16 protein-coding genes are annotated in these 15,395 nt (G+C 57.7%); 7 read left to right on the top strand and 9 right to left on the bottom strand.

Going from position 1 to position 15,395, the window contains the following annotated elements; all coding sequences use genetic code 11:
- Nucleotides 1-828: enoyl-CoA hydratase/isomerase family protein (locus M0974_RS31025; protein WP_297845829.1), on the bottom strand; the 828-nt coding region annotated here is incomplete at its 3' end.
- A 174-nt stretch (nt 829-1,002) separates the two neighbouring features.
- Here M0974_RS31025 and ung point away from each other — a divergent pair.
- On the top strand, nt 1,003-1,695 hold the full coding sequence (ung, locus tag M0974_RS31020) for a uracil-DNA glycosylase (RefSeq protein WP_297845826.1): 693 nt from the start codon (nt 1,003-1,005) through the stop codon (nt 1,693-1,695).
- 136 nt (nt 1,696-1,831) lie between these two features.
- Here the strand turns inward: ung and M0974_RS31015 are convergent, their stop codons facing one another.
- The 5 genes from M0974_RS31015 to M0974_RS30995 form a co-directional block, all read right to left on the bottom strand.
- Nucleotides 1,832-2,863 carry an AbrB family transcriptional regulator gene (locus M0974_RS31015; protein ID WP_297845824.1) on the bottom strand — a complete coding sequence of 344 codons (1,032 nt, stop codon included), beginning with the start codon at nt 2,861-2,863 and terminating at the stop codon, nt 1,832-1,834.
- Nucleotides 2,856-4,370 (bottom strand): tripartite tricarboxylate transporter permease, encoded by a 1,515-nt coding sequence (locus tag M0974_RS31010; protein ID WP_297845823.1) that lies wholly within the window; start codon nt 4,368-4,370, stop codon nt 2,856-2,858. The genes M0974_RS31015 and M0974_RS31010 overlap by 8 nt, the downstream gene beginning before the upstream one ends.
- Nucleotides 4,371-4,372: 2 nt before the next feature.
- Nucleotides 4,373-4,831 (bottom strand): tripartite tricarboxylate transporter TctB family protein, encoded by a 459-nt coding sequence (locus M0974_RS31005; RefSeq protein ID WP_297845821.1) that lies wholly within the window; start codon nt 4,829-4,831, stop codon nt 4,373-4,375.
- 62 nt (nt 4,832-4,893) lie between these two features.
- Complete coding sequence (locus M0974_RS31000) at nt 4,894-5,880, bottom strand: tripartite tricarboxylate transporter substrate binding protein (protein ID WP_297845828.1); 987 nt, start codon at nt 5,878-5,880, stop codon at nt 4,894-4,896.
- 44 nt (nt 5,881-5,924) lie between these two features.
- Nucleotides 5,925-7,220, bottom strand: coding sequence for an OprD family porin (locus tag M0974_RS30995; RefSeq protein ID WP_297845819.1), 1,296 nt, complete (start codon nt 7,218-7,220; stop codon nt 5,925-5,927).
- 214 nt (nt 7,221-7,434) lie between these two features.
- Here M0974_RS30995 and M0974_RS30990 point away from each other — a divergent pair, with 214 nt between their 5' ends.
- Both M0974_RS30990 and M0974_RS30985 read left to right on the top strand, forming a co-directional pair.
- The gene (locus M0974_RS30990) at nt 7,435-8,106 is read left to right on the top strand and encodes a response regulator (protein WP_297845818.1); all 672 of its coding nucleotides are present in this window, start codon (nt 7,435-7,437) and stop codon (nt 8,104-8,106) included.
- Nucleotides 8,099-9,499, top strand: coding sequence for a sensor histidine kinase (locus tag M0974_RS30985; RefSeq protein ID WP_297845817.1), 1,401 nt, complete (start codon nt 8,099-8,101; stop codon nt 9,497-9,499). The genes M0974_RS30990 and M0974_RS30985 overlap by 8 nt, the downstream gene beginning before the upstream one ends.
- Nucleotides 9,500-9,512: 13 nt before the next feature.
- Here M0974_RS30985 and M0974_RS30980 read toward each other — a convergent pair whose 3' ends face one another.
- The gene (locus M0974_RS30980; RefSeq protein ID WP_297845816.1) at nt 9,513-10,334 is read right to left on the bottom strand and encodes an HDOD domain-containing protein; all 822 of its coding nucleotides are present in this window, start codon (nt 10,332-10,334) and stop codon (nt 9,513-9,515) included.
- A gap of 114 nt (nt 10,335-10,448) precedes the next feature.
- Entirely contained in the window at nt 10,449-11,390 is a 942-nt protein-coding gene (locus M0974_RS30975; RefSeq protein WP_297845815.1) for a folate-binding protein YgfZ, read from the bottom strand.
- 160 nt (nt 11,391-11,550) lie between these two features.
- On the opposite strand from M0974_RS30975, the gene M0974_RS30970 reads away from it, so the two are divergent.
- The gene (locus tag M0974_RS30970; RefSeq protein ID WP_297845813.1) at nt 11,551-11,805 is read left to right on the top strand and encodes a succinate dehydrogenase assembly factor 2; all 255 of its coding nucleotides are present in this window, start codon (nt 11,551-11,553) and stop codon (nt 11,803-11,805) included.
- Nucleotides 11,789-12,256, top strand: coding sequence for a protein YgfX (locus M0974_RS30965; protein ID WP_297845811.1), 468 nt, complete (start codon nt 11,789-11,791; stop codon nt 12,254-12,256). The genes M0974_RS30970 and M0974_RS30965 overlap by 17 nt, the downstream gene beginning before the upstream one ends.
- Here the strand turns inward: M0974_RS30965 and nadB are convergent.
- Nucleotides 12,225-13,841, bottom strand: coding sequence for an L-aspartate oxidase (gene nadB / locus M0974_RS30960; protein ID WP_297845810.1), 1,617 nt, complete (start codon nt 13,839-13,841; stop codon nt 12,225-12,227). The two genes, M0974_RS30965 and nadB, sit on opposite strands and share 32 nt — an antisense overlap.
- A 497-nt stretch (nt 13,842-14,338) precedes the next feature.
- On the opposite strand from nadB, the gene rpoE reads away from it, so the two are divergent.
- Nucleotides 14,339-14,920: an RNA polymerase sigma factor RpoE gene (rpoE, locus tag M0974_RS30955; RefSeq protein WP_297845808.1), complete on the top strand. Its 582-nt coding sequence runs from the start codon at nt 14,339-14,341 to the stop codon at nt 14,918-14,920.
- Nucleotides 14,921-14,951: 31 nt separating this feature from the next.
- Nucleotides 14,952-15,395 (top strand): RseA family anti-sigma factor (locus tag M0974_RS30950; protein WP_297845807.1); only part of this gene is annotated, 444 nt, incomplete at its 3' end.

Raw genomic sequence — 15,395 nt, 5'->3', positions numbered from 1 at the left:
GGTTTTCGCTGCGCGACTGAGCAAAAAGTCGTCTTGTGGGTGCAACTGAGTGATCGCGCGCCAGGCGGAGGGCAGGTCGGCGACGTCTAGCAGCTCATCGATCTGCCCACGACGCGGCAACCACTGGGCTTCGGGCATTTGCTCAAGGGCTTCCTGTTGCAGCGCTTTGAGCAAACTATTGAGTTGCACCGAGGTTTGCTCCTGCCAGTTCAATTGCAACAAGCCTTCGACCAATTCCTCTTGTTGCTCATCCAGCAGAAAGCGATCGGCTAAATCCAGGTCCAGTGCATCACGTGCATTGATGTGTGCTCCGGTCAGGCCCAGGAACAGGCCCAACTTACCCGGCAGCCGCGACAAGAACCAGCTGGCGCCAACGTCCGGGAACAAGCCAATACTGATTTCCGGCATCGCCAAGCGGCTGCTGGGGGTCACGATGCGAATGTTCGCGCCTTGCAATAAGCCCATGCCACCGCCAAGCACATAACCATGACCCCAGCAGATAAGCGGTTTAGGGTAGGTATGCAGTTGGTAATCGAGGCGGTATTCCGCAGCGAAAAAATGCGCAGCCAGTGGCGGGACTTCTCCGGGATGGGCTCGACAGGCTTCCACCAGACCGAGCACGTCACCCCCCGCACAAAACGCTTTGCCGCCGTTACCGCGCAGCAGCACACAGACGATCTGCGGATCGCTGGCCCATGCTTCAAGACGATCAGCCAGCGCTTTAATCATTGGCAGAGACAGCGCGTTCAGGGATTTTTCCGCATCCAGACTGGCAATACCAATGCGCGCGCCGTCTTGGGCGGGGAGTTCTTCAAATTGCAGATTCATCATGACCTCTCGGGGGCGGGGCAACTATCCATTAGCTCTGTGATACCCCCGTGCGCGGCTAGTTGCAAACGGCGATTTGAAAAAAATCGTAGAAAACGGCGCTTTCTGCTCGATGGAATTGACATCGCGGGCGAGCTTTCCTAGTGTCCGCGCATTGTTTTCTGCAGGTGTGCCATGACAAGCGACGACCGAATCAAACTCGAACCCGGCTGGAAGCACGCACTGCGTGACGAATTTGAGCAGCCGTACATGAATGAACTGCGCGCGTTCTTGCGTCAGGAGCATGCGGCCGGCAAGGAAATCTATCCACCAGGGCCAATGATTTTCAATGCGCTGAATTCGACCCCGCTGGACAAGGTCAAGGTAGTGATCCTCGGCCAAGACCCGTATCACGGTCCCGGCCAGGCCCATGGATTGTGCTTCTCAGTGCAGCCGGGCGTGCCGACACCGCCTTCGCTGGTCAACATCTATAAAGAGTTGAAACGTGATCTGAACATCGACATCGCCAATCACGGTTACCTGCAATCCTGGGCTGACCAAGGCGTGTTGCTGCTCAACACTACCCTGACCGTAGAGCGCGCCAACGCCGCTTCACACGCAAAAAAGGGCTGGCAGCATTTTACCGATAAGGTCATTGAGACAGTCAGCGAGCATCAGCCGCATCTGGTGTTTTTGCTGTGGGGCGCCCATGCGCAAAGTAAACAGAAGCTGATCGATGCCACCAAGCACTTGGTGTTGACTTCGGTGCACCCGTCACCGCTGTCAGCCTATAAAGGTTTTTTGGGGAATGGGCACTTTGGCCGGACCAATAAGTACCTGCAGCAGAATGGATTGAGCCCGATTGATTGGAAGCTGCCGGTGGTTTGAACGGTGTTTTAGCAGGTTCACCGTGTCAGCTTCTTCGCGAACAAGTTCGCTCCCACCGAGATTTATGTGGCTCCCAATATTGGGGCACCCGAAGCCCGGTGGGAGCGAACTTGTTCGCGAAGGGGCCAGTTCGGTCTCACTCAGGCCGCTTATCCCAGTGCCGAAACAATGGTTCGGCGAGAAATAGCACAAACAACAACCGCATCACCTGCATTGCCGTCACCAGCGGCACCGACAGCTGCAGCACCTCTGCCGTCAGGCTCATTTCGGCGATGCCGCCCGGCATCATGCCCAAGGTCAGTGAACGCAAATCCAAATGCGTCAGCGCGCTCAATCCCACAGCGGCGAGCGCGGCGATTAGCATGGTCAACGCCGTCCCCAGCAACGTTCTGCCGATGAACGAGGGCGCACGCCGGAAGAATGAGCGATTGAAGTGACAACCCAATCCGCTACCAATCAACCATTGCCCAACCTGACTGCCGCCATGGGGCAAACCGATGTGCAGGTTCATGCTGATGCTCACGACCGCGCTGAGCAGCAGTGGGCCGAACAGCCATGGGTTTGGCTGCTTTAATCGCTGCCAACCCCAGGCCAACAACCCGCCCGCCGGAAACAACACCAGTAGCCAGCGCCAATCGACGGTGACTGGGGTCAGCACGGGTGCGCCGTCGCCCATGAAGTATTTGAACAGCGCGGGCACGCACAACACCACCATCAACACCCGCAAACTTTGACCTGCGGCGACGCTGCTGAGAATGGCCCCGTTGCGAGCACCCAGGTTAACCATCTCCCCTGAGCCGCCGGGCATGCTGGAGAAAAACGCCGTCGCACGGTCTTCACCGGTGCGGCGCATCAACCACACGCCGACCACGCTGGAAACGCTGGTCACCAAGGCGCCAAAGAAGATCAGGCCGAAGTTCGACAGCACCTGTTCAATCACCACCGGCGTGAAGTGCAGGCCGATGCCAATGCCGACAATCCACTGGCCGACTTTACGGCCGCCGGGGATTTCCGCCAATTGCCAAGGCGTCAGGCAGCGCACGAGGATGATCGCCAGTAGCGAACCGACCATCCATGGCAGCGGCCAGCCGACCTGACTGGCGAGGTAACCGCCTAACAGGCCAACCAGCGGCGTTCCCCACCAGGTTTTTAACGGACGATCAAACATCAGCCACGGCGCGACGTTGCACAGTGCGTTTACGCCAGATGCGCAGCAGCGGCATCAGCAACATAATCGCGGTCAGCACCCACACCCCGAAGGTGATCGGGCTGGACCAGAGGATTTCCAGTGCGCCGTTGGATATCGACAACGCACGGCGCAGGTTCTGCTCCATCAAGCCACCGAGAATGAAGCCCAGCAGCACCGGCGACAGTGGGAAATCCAGTTTGCGCAGGATGTAGCCGAAGATGCCGATGCCGACCATCAGGAACAGGTCGAACGTGGTGGCGTGCACGGCATAAACGCCGATCGCAGTGATGATCGCGATCACCGGCACCAGCGCCCAGTTCGGCACGGCTAAAATGCGGGTGAAGATGCGGATCATCGGGATGTTGAGGATGACCAGCATGACGTTGGCGACGAACAATGAGGCGATCAGGCCCCACACGATGTCCGGTTGTTGTTGAAACAGCAGCGGGCCCGGTGTGATGTTGTACAGCGACAATGCGCCGATCATCACCGCCGTGGTCCCCGAACCCGGAACGCCCAAGGTCAGCATGGGTACCAACGCACCACAGGCGGAGGCACCGATGGCAGTTTCCGGCGCCGCGAGGCCGCGCATGTCGCCCTGACCGAATTTACCGGTGGTGCCTGCCAGACGTTTCTCGGTCATGTAGGCCACGGCACTGGCCAACGTCGCGCCGGCGCCCGGCAGCACGCCCATGATGAAACCAAGTAAGCCGCAGCGAATGTTCACCACGAACACCGAACTGGCTTCCTTGAAGTTAAACATCATCCGGCCCGTGGCTTTCACCGCTTCCTGACCACGATGGGTTTTTTCCAGCAGCAACAGAATTTCGCTAATGGAGAACAGGCCAAGCACCAGCACCACGAACTGGATGCCGTCAGTCAGGTGAATGTTGTCACCGGTAAAGCGGTAGACGCCGCTATTGGCATCAATGCCGACGGAGGACAGAAACAAACCAATCAGCGCGGCAATAAACGTTTTCAACGGACGATCACCGGCCATGCCGCCGAGGCAGACAATCGCGAACACCATCAGCACGAAATATTCCGCCGGGCCGAAGGCAATCGCCCATTTCGCCAGCAGCGGCGCAAACAACACCATGCCGCAGGTGGCGATAAAAGCACCAATGAACGAACTCCATGCCGACAGCGATAACGCCACGCCAGCCAGACCCTGACGGGCCATTGGGTAACCGTCGAGGGTGGTCATTACGGTGGAGGCTTCACCGGGAATGTTCAGCAAAATCGAGCTGATCCGGCCGCCGTATTCGCAGCCCAGGTACACCGCCGCCAGCAGAATTAACGCTGATTCAGGCGGCAGGCCGAGGGCGAATGCAATAGGAATAAGCAACGCCACGCCATTGATCGGCCCCAGGCCCGGAAGCAACCCAACGACGGTGCCAATCAAGGTGCCACACAACGCGGTGATCAAATTGTAAGGGGTCAGCGCAACGCCGAAGCCTTGGCCCAGATAGGCAAAAGTATCCATGTTTAATCCTCAAGAACGTCGAGCAGGCCGAGTGGCAACGGAACGTCCATGGCTTTATCGAACAACAGGTAAAGACCAACGCTCATCAGGGTCACGATCACCACGCTGGGCATCCAGCGACCGCCATACAGCCGGGCCATAGGGATACCGATCAAGATGCTGCTGAGGATGAAACCCAGCGGTTCGAACAGTCCCGCAAACACCAGTAGAAGAACGGTGCACAGCCCGATCTTGATCAGGGTGGGGCGGTCCAGTCTTGGGTCTTCTTCGGTGTGAACGATGGCGGTTGGGCGGATCAACATGTACAGCAGGCCGAGCATCATTAGGCCGAGCATCAACAGCGGAAATGCCCTGGGTCCGACTGGTTCGTAAGAAAAAGCCGCTTGATAAGGCCATGCCATGATCGACAGGGCGACGCAGGCCAGCAGCAGGACTGCGGCGAAAATTCGTTGTAAGAGCATGAAAAACTCCTGGGTCGCACCGTTTTTGTGGCGGGCGCGACCGCTGATAGCAAACGAGTCGATTACTGAATCAGGCCAAATTCCTTGGCCAGGATTTTGTAGTCAGCCACTTGCTTCTTCACGTAGCCGTCCAGTTCTTCACCGGTCATGGCGAAAGGGAACAGTTCACGCTGATCACGCAATTTGGCGAAGTCTTCCGACACCAGTAGCTTGTCGAACGCGGCTTTCCACCAGGCGTAGTCTTCATCGCTGACTTTTGGCCCTAGGTAGAAACCGCGAACCACTGGCCAGACAATGTCGTAGCCCTGTTCTTTGGCGGTAGGAATGTTCTTCATTTCCGGATCGTCGAGACGTTTCTCGGAGAACACTGCAAGCAAGCGCATGTCGCCGCTGAGGATGTGTGGCATGGAGTCGGAAATGTCCGTGCTGCCCACCTGAATGTGGCCGCCGAGTAACGCTGTCGCGATTTCACCGCCGCCTTCCAGGGCGACATAACGCAAGTCTCGCGGGTTGATGCCTGCGGCTTTGGCGATCAACGCGGTTTGCATCCAGTCCTGGCTGCCGACGGTGCCCCCAGAACCAATCACGACCTTGCTCGGGTCTTTTTTAAGCGCATCGACCAAATCGTTGAGGTTTTTGTACGGTGAATCACTTTTAACCGCGATGGCACCGTAGCTGGTCCCAACCGCGGCCAGCCAGCGCACCGCGTTCTCATCGAAACGACCGAATTTGCCTTGTGCCAGGTTCAACAACGATCCGCTGGACCACGCAACCAACGTGCCGCCATCGGCAGGGCGCTGGGCAACCACTGCGTTATAGGCCACCGCGCCGACGCCACCGGGCATGTAGGTCACGCGCATCGGTTTGCTGAGCAACTTTTCGTTCACCAGCGCGCTTTGCACCAGCTTGCAGGTCAGGTCAAAGCCGCCGCCGGGGGAGGCAGGGGCGATACATTCCGGGCGTTTGGGTTCGGCGGCGAGCAATTGAGTGGCGACCAGCATGCAGCTGGCGGCCAAGGCGAAACGACGCAAGGATAAAGTCATGGTCAGTCTCCAGGGGAGTTGTTGTTTTTAGAACCAGTGGTTTAAAGCGCTTACCAAATGGCGACTGTGTAGCTGACCAGCAGCCTCACTTCATCGGCATCACGGGCAAAATTTGAACGGTAGGTCGCGTTGCGCAGGCGCACGGCGACGTTTTTCAGGGTGCCGCTCTGTACCACGTATTTGATTTCGCTGTTGCGCTCCCACTCTTTGCCTTCCCCGTTATGTCCGGTCACGCTGGCGTTATCGCCGCTGATGTAGCGGCTCATAAAGGTCAAGCCCGGCACGCCAAGCTTGGCGAAGTCAAAGTCATAGCGGGCTTGCCAAGAGTGTTCATTGGCCTCAGCGAAGTCGCCGATTTGCACGAAGTTGACCAGGAACGGATCGCTGCCATCGATATACGGGAACGCACTGTCGCCGGACATGTGCTGGTAACCGGCGCTGAGTTTATGGCCGCTGAGGGCATAGCTGACGATGCCGTTGAGCGAGGTGTTGTCGATGTCTCCACCTCGTGCGGCACCTTGATCGTTGCTGACTGCCAGGCGCAAATCAGTACCGAAGGTGCCTGGTCCTACAGGCTGCGAGGCAATCAGACCGACAAAGTGTTGGCGATAAACTTCATTGAGTTCGGCGAAGTGGTAGCTGGCGACCATCTTGTCAGAGAGTTTGTAATCGAACCCGGCCATGTCGAAATGCTCACCGGTCACGGTGCCGGTGAAGCGTTTGTTCTTGTTGTTGAGCGCGATGTCTTCACTGCTGGTGTCGTCACGGTCCTTGACCTTTTCCAGGCGACCGCCGGTGAAGGTCAGGTTTTTGAATTCCTTTGACGTCACCATACCGCCCTCAAAAGACTGCGGCAGGATGCGTCCATCGTTGGGTCTGAGGGTTTGTAGTTCAGGGATCAGCGTGCCGATCTTCAGTTCAGTGGCAGAGAGTTTGACTTTACCGGTCAGGCCGCCCTTGGAATATTCGCCGGCGGCGCGGCCGTCGTCATGGGTCGGTAACAGGCCGGTACCGGTGCGATCAGGGCTGGAGTCGAGTTTGAGTCCGAGCATGCCGATGGCGTCCAGACCAAAGCCAACAGTCCCAGCGGTGTAGCCTGATTCGACCCGGAGAACGAAGCCTTGGGCCCATTCATCGCGCTTGGATTGTTGCGCGCTGGTGCCGTCGCGGAAATCACGATTGAAGTACATGTTGCGGGTTTCGAGGCTGGCGCTGCTGTCTTCGATGAAGTCGGCAAAACTCATTGGGCTGAAGCCGGCCAGTGCGGCCGCACCAGCAAGGGCGGTCGGATTTAGGCGTTGGGAACGAACAGGCGAGGGGGCCAGAGGCTGCAAAGACAGCGTCATGAAGTACTCCGTTTATTGTTCTTATTAGAAAACGCATCGGGGCGTTTTTCAGTTTTACGGGAGGTGTGACCTACCGTAGCTGAATGCTAGAAGGTGAAGCTTTCGCTAACCTTTCAGTGGCCTGTCGGCAGCGCCTGATTTTTTTCCATGCTTCACAGCGGCTAACTCGGCTGTAGAATTCGCCGCTTATAAATCCAAAAAACTGGAGACGTCGATGCGTGTTCTTCTCGTTGAAGACCATTTGCAACTGGCTGAAAGCGTTGCTCAGACTCTGAAAAGTCAGGGTTTGACCGTTGACGTCTTGCACGATGGAGTGGCCGCTGACCTGGCCTTGAGCACTGAGCAATATGCGGTTGCGATTCTGGACGTGGGCCTGCCGCGCATGGACGGCTTTGAAGTGCTGGCGCGGTTACGGGCGCGCGGCAAGAACCTCCCGGTGCTGATGCTGACCGCCCGCAGCGATGTCAAAGATCGGGTTCATGGTCTCAATCTGGGCGCCGATGACTATTTGGCCAAACCCTTCGAGCTTTCCGAACTGGAGGCGCGAGTCAAAGCGTTATTGCGACGTAGCGTACTGGGCGGCGAGCGCCAGCAGCGCTGCGGGACACTGGTCTACGACCTCGACACGCGACGCTTTGCCTTGGGTGATGAGCTACTCACGTTGACCTCCCGGGAGCAAGCGGTGCTAGAGGCGTTGATTGCGCGGCCAGGCCGGGTGATGAGTAAGGAGCAACTGGCGGCGCAGGTATTTGGCCTTGATGAAGAGGCCAGCCCTGATGCGATCGAAATCTACGTGCACCGCCTGCGTAAAAAACTCGACGGGCATCCGATCGCGATCGTGACCTTTCGCGGCCTTGGTTATTTGCTGGAAAGCCGCGATGTTTGATGCAACAAACACTGGCGCTACTAGCCTGCGTTGGCGGCTGCTATGGAACCTCGGTTTGCTGCTCACCGTATTGATGTTGGCCAGCGGGTTAAGCGCCTACTGGAACGGCCGAGAGGCCGCTGACACCGCTTACGACCGCACGTTACTGGCCTCGGCGCGCACCATCGCGGCCGGGGTTTCCCAGCGCGACGGCAGCCTCAGCGCTGACGTGCCTTACGTGGCCTTGGACACCTTTGCCTACGACAGTGCCGGGCGCATTTATTACCAGGTCAATGACATCAACAAACAGTTGATTTCAGGCTACGAAAACCTTCCGGCACCGCCACCCGGCACCTTGCGCACGGACGACTATCCCGCACTGGCGAGCTTTTATAGCGGGCGTTATCAAGGCCAGGACGTGCGCGTCGTCAGCCTGCTAAAGCCGGTGAGCGAGCCGAACATGAACGGCATGGCGGAAATTCGCGTTGCCGAAACCGAAGAGGCCCGCGTACGTATGGCCCGCAGTCTGATGGCCGATACGTTATTGCGTTTGGGCATGTTGGGCGGCGGTGCACTGGTATTGGTGTGGTTCACCGTCAGTGCAGCATTACGCCCCTTGGAGCGTTTGCGCACTGCGGTGGAGGAGCGCCAGCCCGACGATTTACGCGCGTTACCGCTGGTGGAAGTACAGCGCGAACTGCGGCCGTTAGTGGGCGCGCTCAACCACTTCACTGAGCGTCTGCGTCTGCAATTCGAGCGACAGGCGCAGTTTATTGCCGATGCCGCACATGAGTTGCGCACGCCGCTTGCCGCGCTAAAGGCGCGCGTCGAACTGGGGCTGCGCGATACCGATCCGGCAAACTGGCGCACTACCTTGGAAGCTGCCGCCCAAGGTACTGACCGGTTGACTCACTTGGCCAATCAGCTGTTGTCATTGGCGCGCATCGAAAACGGCGCTCGGGCGATTTCCGAAGGCGGTGCGCAATTAATCGACCTTAGTCAATTGGCCCGTGAGTTGGGCATGGCCATGGCGCCGCTGGCCCATGCTCGCGGCGTGGCCTTGGCGCTGGAAGCGGACGAGCCTGTGTGGTTACGCGGTGATCCGATTTTGCTCAACGAACTGCTGAGTAATCTGGTGGACAACGCGTTGGCGCATACACCGTCGGACGGCAATGTCATTCTGCGGGTCAGCGCACCGGGTGTGTTGGAGGTCGAAGACGATGGGCCAGGTATTCCTGAAGCAGACCGTGAACGCGTATTCGAACGGTTCTATCGGCGCTATCAGCACGGTTCAGGTTCGGGGCTAGGCCTGGCGATTGTCGGCGAAATCTGCCGTGCGCACCTTGCCCAGATCAGCCTCCATGATGGGGCTGAACGCGGGTTGAAGGTGAGGGTGAGTTTTGTCTCGGTCTGACGGATGAGGTGGGTTAAACCAGCATGTTCATGGCTTCATTCATTTCAGTGACCAAGGAGCCGTCAGCGAGATCCAGGCCCAGTCGAGCGAAGGAGGGCAGGGCAGCCATGTCGATAGCGGCGTAGTCATGATGCGTGCCGTGATAACTGTGCACCGTCGCAATCTGTACCAAGTCGACGTAGTCGGCCTGTGGCGACTCACGTTCGAAGTCCTGGAATTGCCCCGGCACCTTGGCCAGTGCCTCTGGAAACTCCCACGCTTTGAGTAGTTTTTGACCAATGATGGGGTGAATCCGCTCAATCACATGGTTCAGACTGACCGGGTCCGAGAGCAGTTCGAAATGGTCTTCGGCATACGTCAGGATGGGCAGCACGCCAATCAAATGGACCATTCCAGCCAATGTCGCTTGATCCGGCTTGAGTCGAGAGTGATTGCGGCACAGGGAGTAACTGATGCCGGCGACCTGAGAGCTTTTCTTCCAGATATCGCGCATTTTGCGTTCGACAACGTCGGACTTGGCTTTGAACATCTGTTCCACCACCAGCCCAATCGCCAAATTGCAGCTGTAATTGATGCCCAATCGAGTGATCGCGGTGTGCAGATCGCTGACTTCGATACTGCCGCGCATCAGCGGGCTGTTCACGACTTTGATCAGGCGTGCCGACAGGGCGGTATCGCTAGCGATCACTTTGCTTAATGCGCTGACGCTGATGTCCTGGTTCTCGGCGGCGAGACGAATCTTCAGTGCTACTTCCGGCAGGGTAGGCAAAAACAGCGCGTCATTATTTATTGCCCGGATCAGATCCTTTTGCACCGTGTCAGCCATCGTGTCCATGTCACATCTCGTGGGCGTAGCGTGGTTCATGCTACCGAGCACTCGACGAGCGCTCGGGGTTGTCAGGGTTGGACTCAGAAACGAGCAGGTAGTGCGTACCTGTTAACGCTGAGTTTAACGCTGAGTTTCGAGTTTGGAATCCAGAGTGTAGGGCAGCTCTGCCAAATGCAGGGCCGGGCCGTCTGCGCTGCCCAGGTGGATGTTGCCGTCCTCTGCTGCATCAGCCTGCAACACGGCCAGTAGCTCGATGCCACCGACTGTCGTTGCAGCGATAACCACTTCGCCCACAGCACTCGCGTGGACCGGTGAAAAAACGCTGGTGCCGGGCTCGGGAAGGTCAGTGCCTGCGAGCGTCAGGCGATACAAGCGACGCTTGAGCTTGCCCAAGTACTGCATGCGCGCGACGATTTCCTGGCCGGTGTAGCAACCTTTTTTGAAGCTCACGCCGCCCACTGCTTGTAAATTCAACATCTGCGGAATAAAGCTTTCGCGGGTATTACCGGTAACCTGGCCGATGCCTGCCCGAATCTGGCCCAGCAACCAATCGTTCAGCGAACCTTGAGGCAGTTGAGCTGCAATGCGCGCTTGCACGCTGTCTGCCTGATCAGCCGCTACCCACAGTTCGGCACGAGCCGGCGACACGCGGATGGCGATCAGGTCGTTGGCACGTACCACGCAATCGGTGGCTTGCGGCAAATCCAAGCCCAGCGAAGCCAGGGCATCGTCCCCGTCACTGAGGCCAAACCGCACCCAGCGGGCACTTTCGTCGGTCAGTTTGGACTTGGAGAACACAGCATATTTCTTCAGATCGGCCAATTGTGGCTCGATCAGTTCCGATGCCATCGCCAGCAGGCAGCCGTCACCTTCCAGCAGAATGCGGAAGCTCGACTGCATGCGGCCCTTTTGCGTGCAGCGTGCGCCAAGAGTGGCCGTGGTGTCGCTCAGGTAATTGAGGTTGCACGTCAGTTGGCCCTGAAGAAACTTGCTAGCGTCAGGGCCGCGGACGGCGAGGATGCCCTCGTGGGGCAGGATGCAGAAGAAAGGGGAGTCGGCCATGGGTCATCGCAGGATAAATAGTCTGAGCACCATGATAGTGCCGAGTTTGCCCAAGGGTACAGGTTTGATCGCGTATCGATTGAAAACTCCTGCGACCAAAGCGCAGTGCGCCTCGCGGAACTGCGCCTGTATACTTGCCGCCTAATTTGAGGAGCGCTCCATGGTCGACGACGTTGAACTCAACCGGCTCTACTGGCACAGCCGCCGCGGCATGCTTGAGCTGGATGTACTGTTGGTACCGTTTGTAAAAGAGGTTTATGCCACGCTGAACGCCGAAGACCGTGATCTTTATCGTCGGTTACTGACGTCTGAAGATCAGGACATGTTCGGTTGGTTCATGCAGCGTGCCGAGTCTGAAGACCCTGAATTGCAACGTATGGTCCGAATGATTCTGGACCGTGTCCAGCCGAAGTAATCGTTTCGAATGCCGTTGGCAGGCCTCCCGGCTGTTGCTGGCGGCGTATTTGATTGCTCAGGTGCTGGCGCTGATTTCGCTGTGCTTTCTTGATGTGTTTTGGTGGGCGCGTGCGCTCGGCGCTTTGGCGTGCCTGGCTCATGGGCTTTGGGCGTTGCCGCGGTTTATTTTGCTGAGCAGCGCTATGGCGTTTACGGGGCTGCGCCGCAATGCTGACGGATGGCAGCTGTGGAGTGATCACGGCGGCTGGCAAGCGGTTCAATTGCGCCGAGACAGCCTAGCCTTACCACTGGTGGTTGTGCTGCGCTTTCGTTTGGTCAACGAGCCGCGGCTGTTGGGTCGGCGGGTGCGCGGTCTGTGTATCCCGCACGACGCGCTGGCGCCAGATGAGCACCGGCGCCTACGCGTGCGCTTGAAATTCAGCCGACGTAGGTGGGCGGCACCAGAATAGTGTCCAGTGCCTCGGGCAGCATGTCCGGGTAATCGAGGGTGTAATGCAATCCTCGGCTTTCCTTGCGCTCCATGGCAGACCTGATCATCAGTTCGGCTACCTGAGCAAGGTTCCTCAATTCAATCAAGTCTCTGCTGACTCGGTAGTTGCTGTAGAACTCATCGATCTCGTCCAGCAGTAACCGCACTCGGTGCTGCGCGCGCTGCAAGCGCTTGTTGGTGCGCACGATCCCCACGTAATCCCACATGAACCGCCGCAGTTCGTCCCAGTTGTGCGCAATGATCACGTCTTCATCGGAGTCGGTTACCTGGCTGGCATCCCAGCTCGGCAGTTGCTCGGGCATTGGCACGGACGGCAACTGTTGAAGGATGTCGGCGGCAGCGGATCGCGCGTACACGAAACACTCCAGCAGCGAATTGCTCGCCATCCGGTTAGCGCCATGCAGCCCGGTAAAACTGGTTTCACCGATGGCATACAGGCCCGGTACGTCGGTGCGGCCTTGCTCGTTGACCATCACACCGCCGCAGGTGTAATGCGCCGCCGGCACGATCGGAATCGGCTGCGTAGTAATGTCGATGCCGAACTCAAGGCAACGCTCATACACCGTCGGGAAGTGCGTCTTGATAAAAGCTTCAGGCTTGTGGCTAATGTCCAGGTACACGCAGTCGATGCCCAGACGTTTCATTTCATGGTCGATGGCGCGAGCGACGATGTCCCGTGGTGCCAGTTCGGCTCGCGGGTCAAAGCGCTGCATGAAGCGTTCGCCATTGGGCAGCTTGAGGAACGCGCCTTCGCCGCGAAGGGCTTCGGTCACCAGGAAGCTTTTGGCCTGCGGGTGATACAGGCACGTGGGGTGGAACTGGTTGAATTCCAGATTCGCCACGCGACAGCCCGAGCGCCAGGCCATGGCAATACCATCGCCACACGCACCGTCGGGATTGCTGGTGTACAGGTAAACTTTTGCTGCGCCACCCGTCGCCAGGATCGTAAAGCGAGCGCCATAGGTGTCGACTTCGCCACTGGCACGGTTAAGCACGTAAGCGCCCAGGCAGCGTTGACCCTCCAGGCCTAGACGAGGCTCGGTAATTACATCCACCGCAACACGTTGTTCAAGCAATTCAATGTTAGGGCGCAATTTGGTCTGCGCCAGCAGTGTTTTGAAGATCGCAGCGCCGGTGGCATCGGCGGCGTGGATGATGCGCCGGTGGCTGTGACCGCCCTCACGGGTCAGGTGAAACTCGAATCCACCGTCTTCGGTGTGCGATTGATCATCGCGGGTGAATGGCACGCCTTGGTCAATTAACCATTGAATCGCTTCACGGCTGTGCTCGACGGTGAAGCGCACAGCCGCCTCATCGCACAGCCCGCCACCCGCATTTAGGGTGTCTTCGACATGGGATTGCACGGTATCGGCGTCGTCCAGAACGGCCGCGACACCTCCCTGAGCCCAGAATGTCGAACCGTTGGCCAGGTCGCCCTTGCTCAATACGGCGATGCGTAAATGACTGGGTAGCGTCAGCGCAAGGCTCAGGCCAGCGGCTCCGCTACCAATCACCAGAACGTCATGTTGAAAATGTTGGCTCATCTCTGAACTCCGCCAATAGCGGCCACTAGTATATAGAGGGGTGGAACGGCACAATAGCGGGGCTTTTATGGCAGGGTGAAACCACCGCGGGGCCGGAGTGTGCTCCAGTCTGAACACATGTGCATACCGTTTTCCCCGGGAAATCGAGATCACGAGTGTTTTGGGCTGAATCATATTTCCTACTGGCGTCGTGGGAAGCTTCTTACATCTGATAGCGAAATCTGGGAACTTTCCTATAGCCCCGGGGCTCAATAGCAGGTTGCCTATAAAGGGTCACGTCGATTGCGTGCGGAGCTAAATTAATTGCACCGCGTATTGTTGACGACAAGATTATTCGCGCAGCCGGCCATGTCCGCGCTGCGTTTTTCGTGCGGGCTAATGACTGCCCGCAGGAAACTTGCTTGGAGGGGAGAACTTTTGCGAAAAGCCCGAGTCTATGTTTGCAAGCCCGTTCAACGGCTGATGCAACACTCCTTCAGGTCCACCGAGGAGTGTTCATGCTAACCCAGGAAGAGGATCAGCAGCTGGTCGAGCGCGTACAACGCGGCGATAAGCGAGCTTTTGATCTGCTCGTGCTGAAATACCAGCACAAAATTCTCGGGTTGATCGTGCGATTCGTGCACGACACCCATGAAGCCCAGGATGTTGCACAAGAGGCGTTTATTAAAGCCTACCGTGCACTTGGTAATTTTCGCGGCGACAGCGCCTTTTATACTTGGCTGTACCGCATCGCCATTAATACGGCGAAAAACTATTTGGTATCGAGAGGTCGGCGACCACCAGATAGCGATGTAAGGTCTGAAGACGCAGAGTTCTATGATGGCGATCATGGCCTCAAAGACATTGAGTCACCAGAACGAGCATTGTTAAGGGATGAGATCGAGAGCACTGTTCATCGAACTATCCAGTTACTTCCAGAAGATTTACGTACAGCCCTAACTTTACGTGAGTTCGACGGTCTGAGTTACGAGGACATTGCCAGCGTCATGCAGTGTCCGGTGGGTACCGTGCGATCTCGGATTTTCCGCGCTCGGGAAGCCATCGATAAAGCCCTGCAGCCGTTGTTGCAGGAGTCCTGAGACAGCGGCGATAGCCAAGAGAGGAACCGCCATGAGTCGTGAAGCCCTGCAGGAATCGCTGTCCGCAGTGATGGACAACGAAGCAGATGAGCTGGAAATACGTCGGGTATTGAACGCCTTTGACGATGCCGATACACGTGAGACGTGGTCGCGTTATCAAGTGGCTCGTGCAGCAATGCACAAGGACTTGTTATTACCTCATCTGGATATTTCGGCTGCTGTTTCTGCCGCGATTGCCGATGAAGTAAGCCCAATCAAAGCGCCGCGTAGCCCTTGGCGTAGTTTGGGTCGGCTGGCTGTAGCGGCGTCGGTAACTGTCGCTGTATTGGCGGGTGTACGTTTGTACAATCAGGACGATATTGCGGGTGCAGAGCTTGCACAGCAAGCGCCTCAGCCCACCAACCTGTCGGTACCGCAAGTGAAAGGCCCGGCAGTTCTGGCTGGCTACAAAGAAAGCTCGGAGCTCGCTCCAGGT

Source organism: Pseudomonas sp., from assembly GCF_026224925.1.
Taxonomy (GTDB): Bacteria; Pseudomonadota; Gammaproteobacteria; order Pseudomonadales; family Pseudomonadaceae; genus Aquipseudomonas.
The sequence above is the reverse complement of the archived record's forward strand: the minus strand, read 5'-3'. Positions and strand labels throughout refer to the sequence as shown.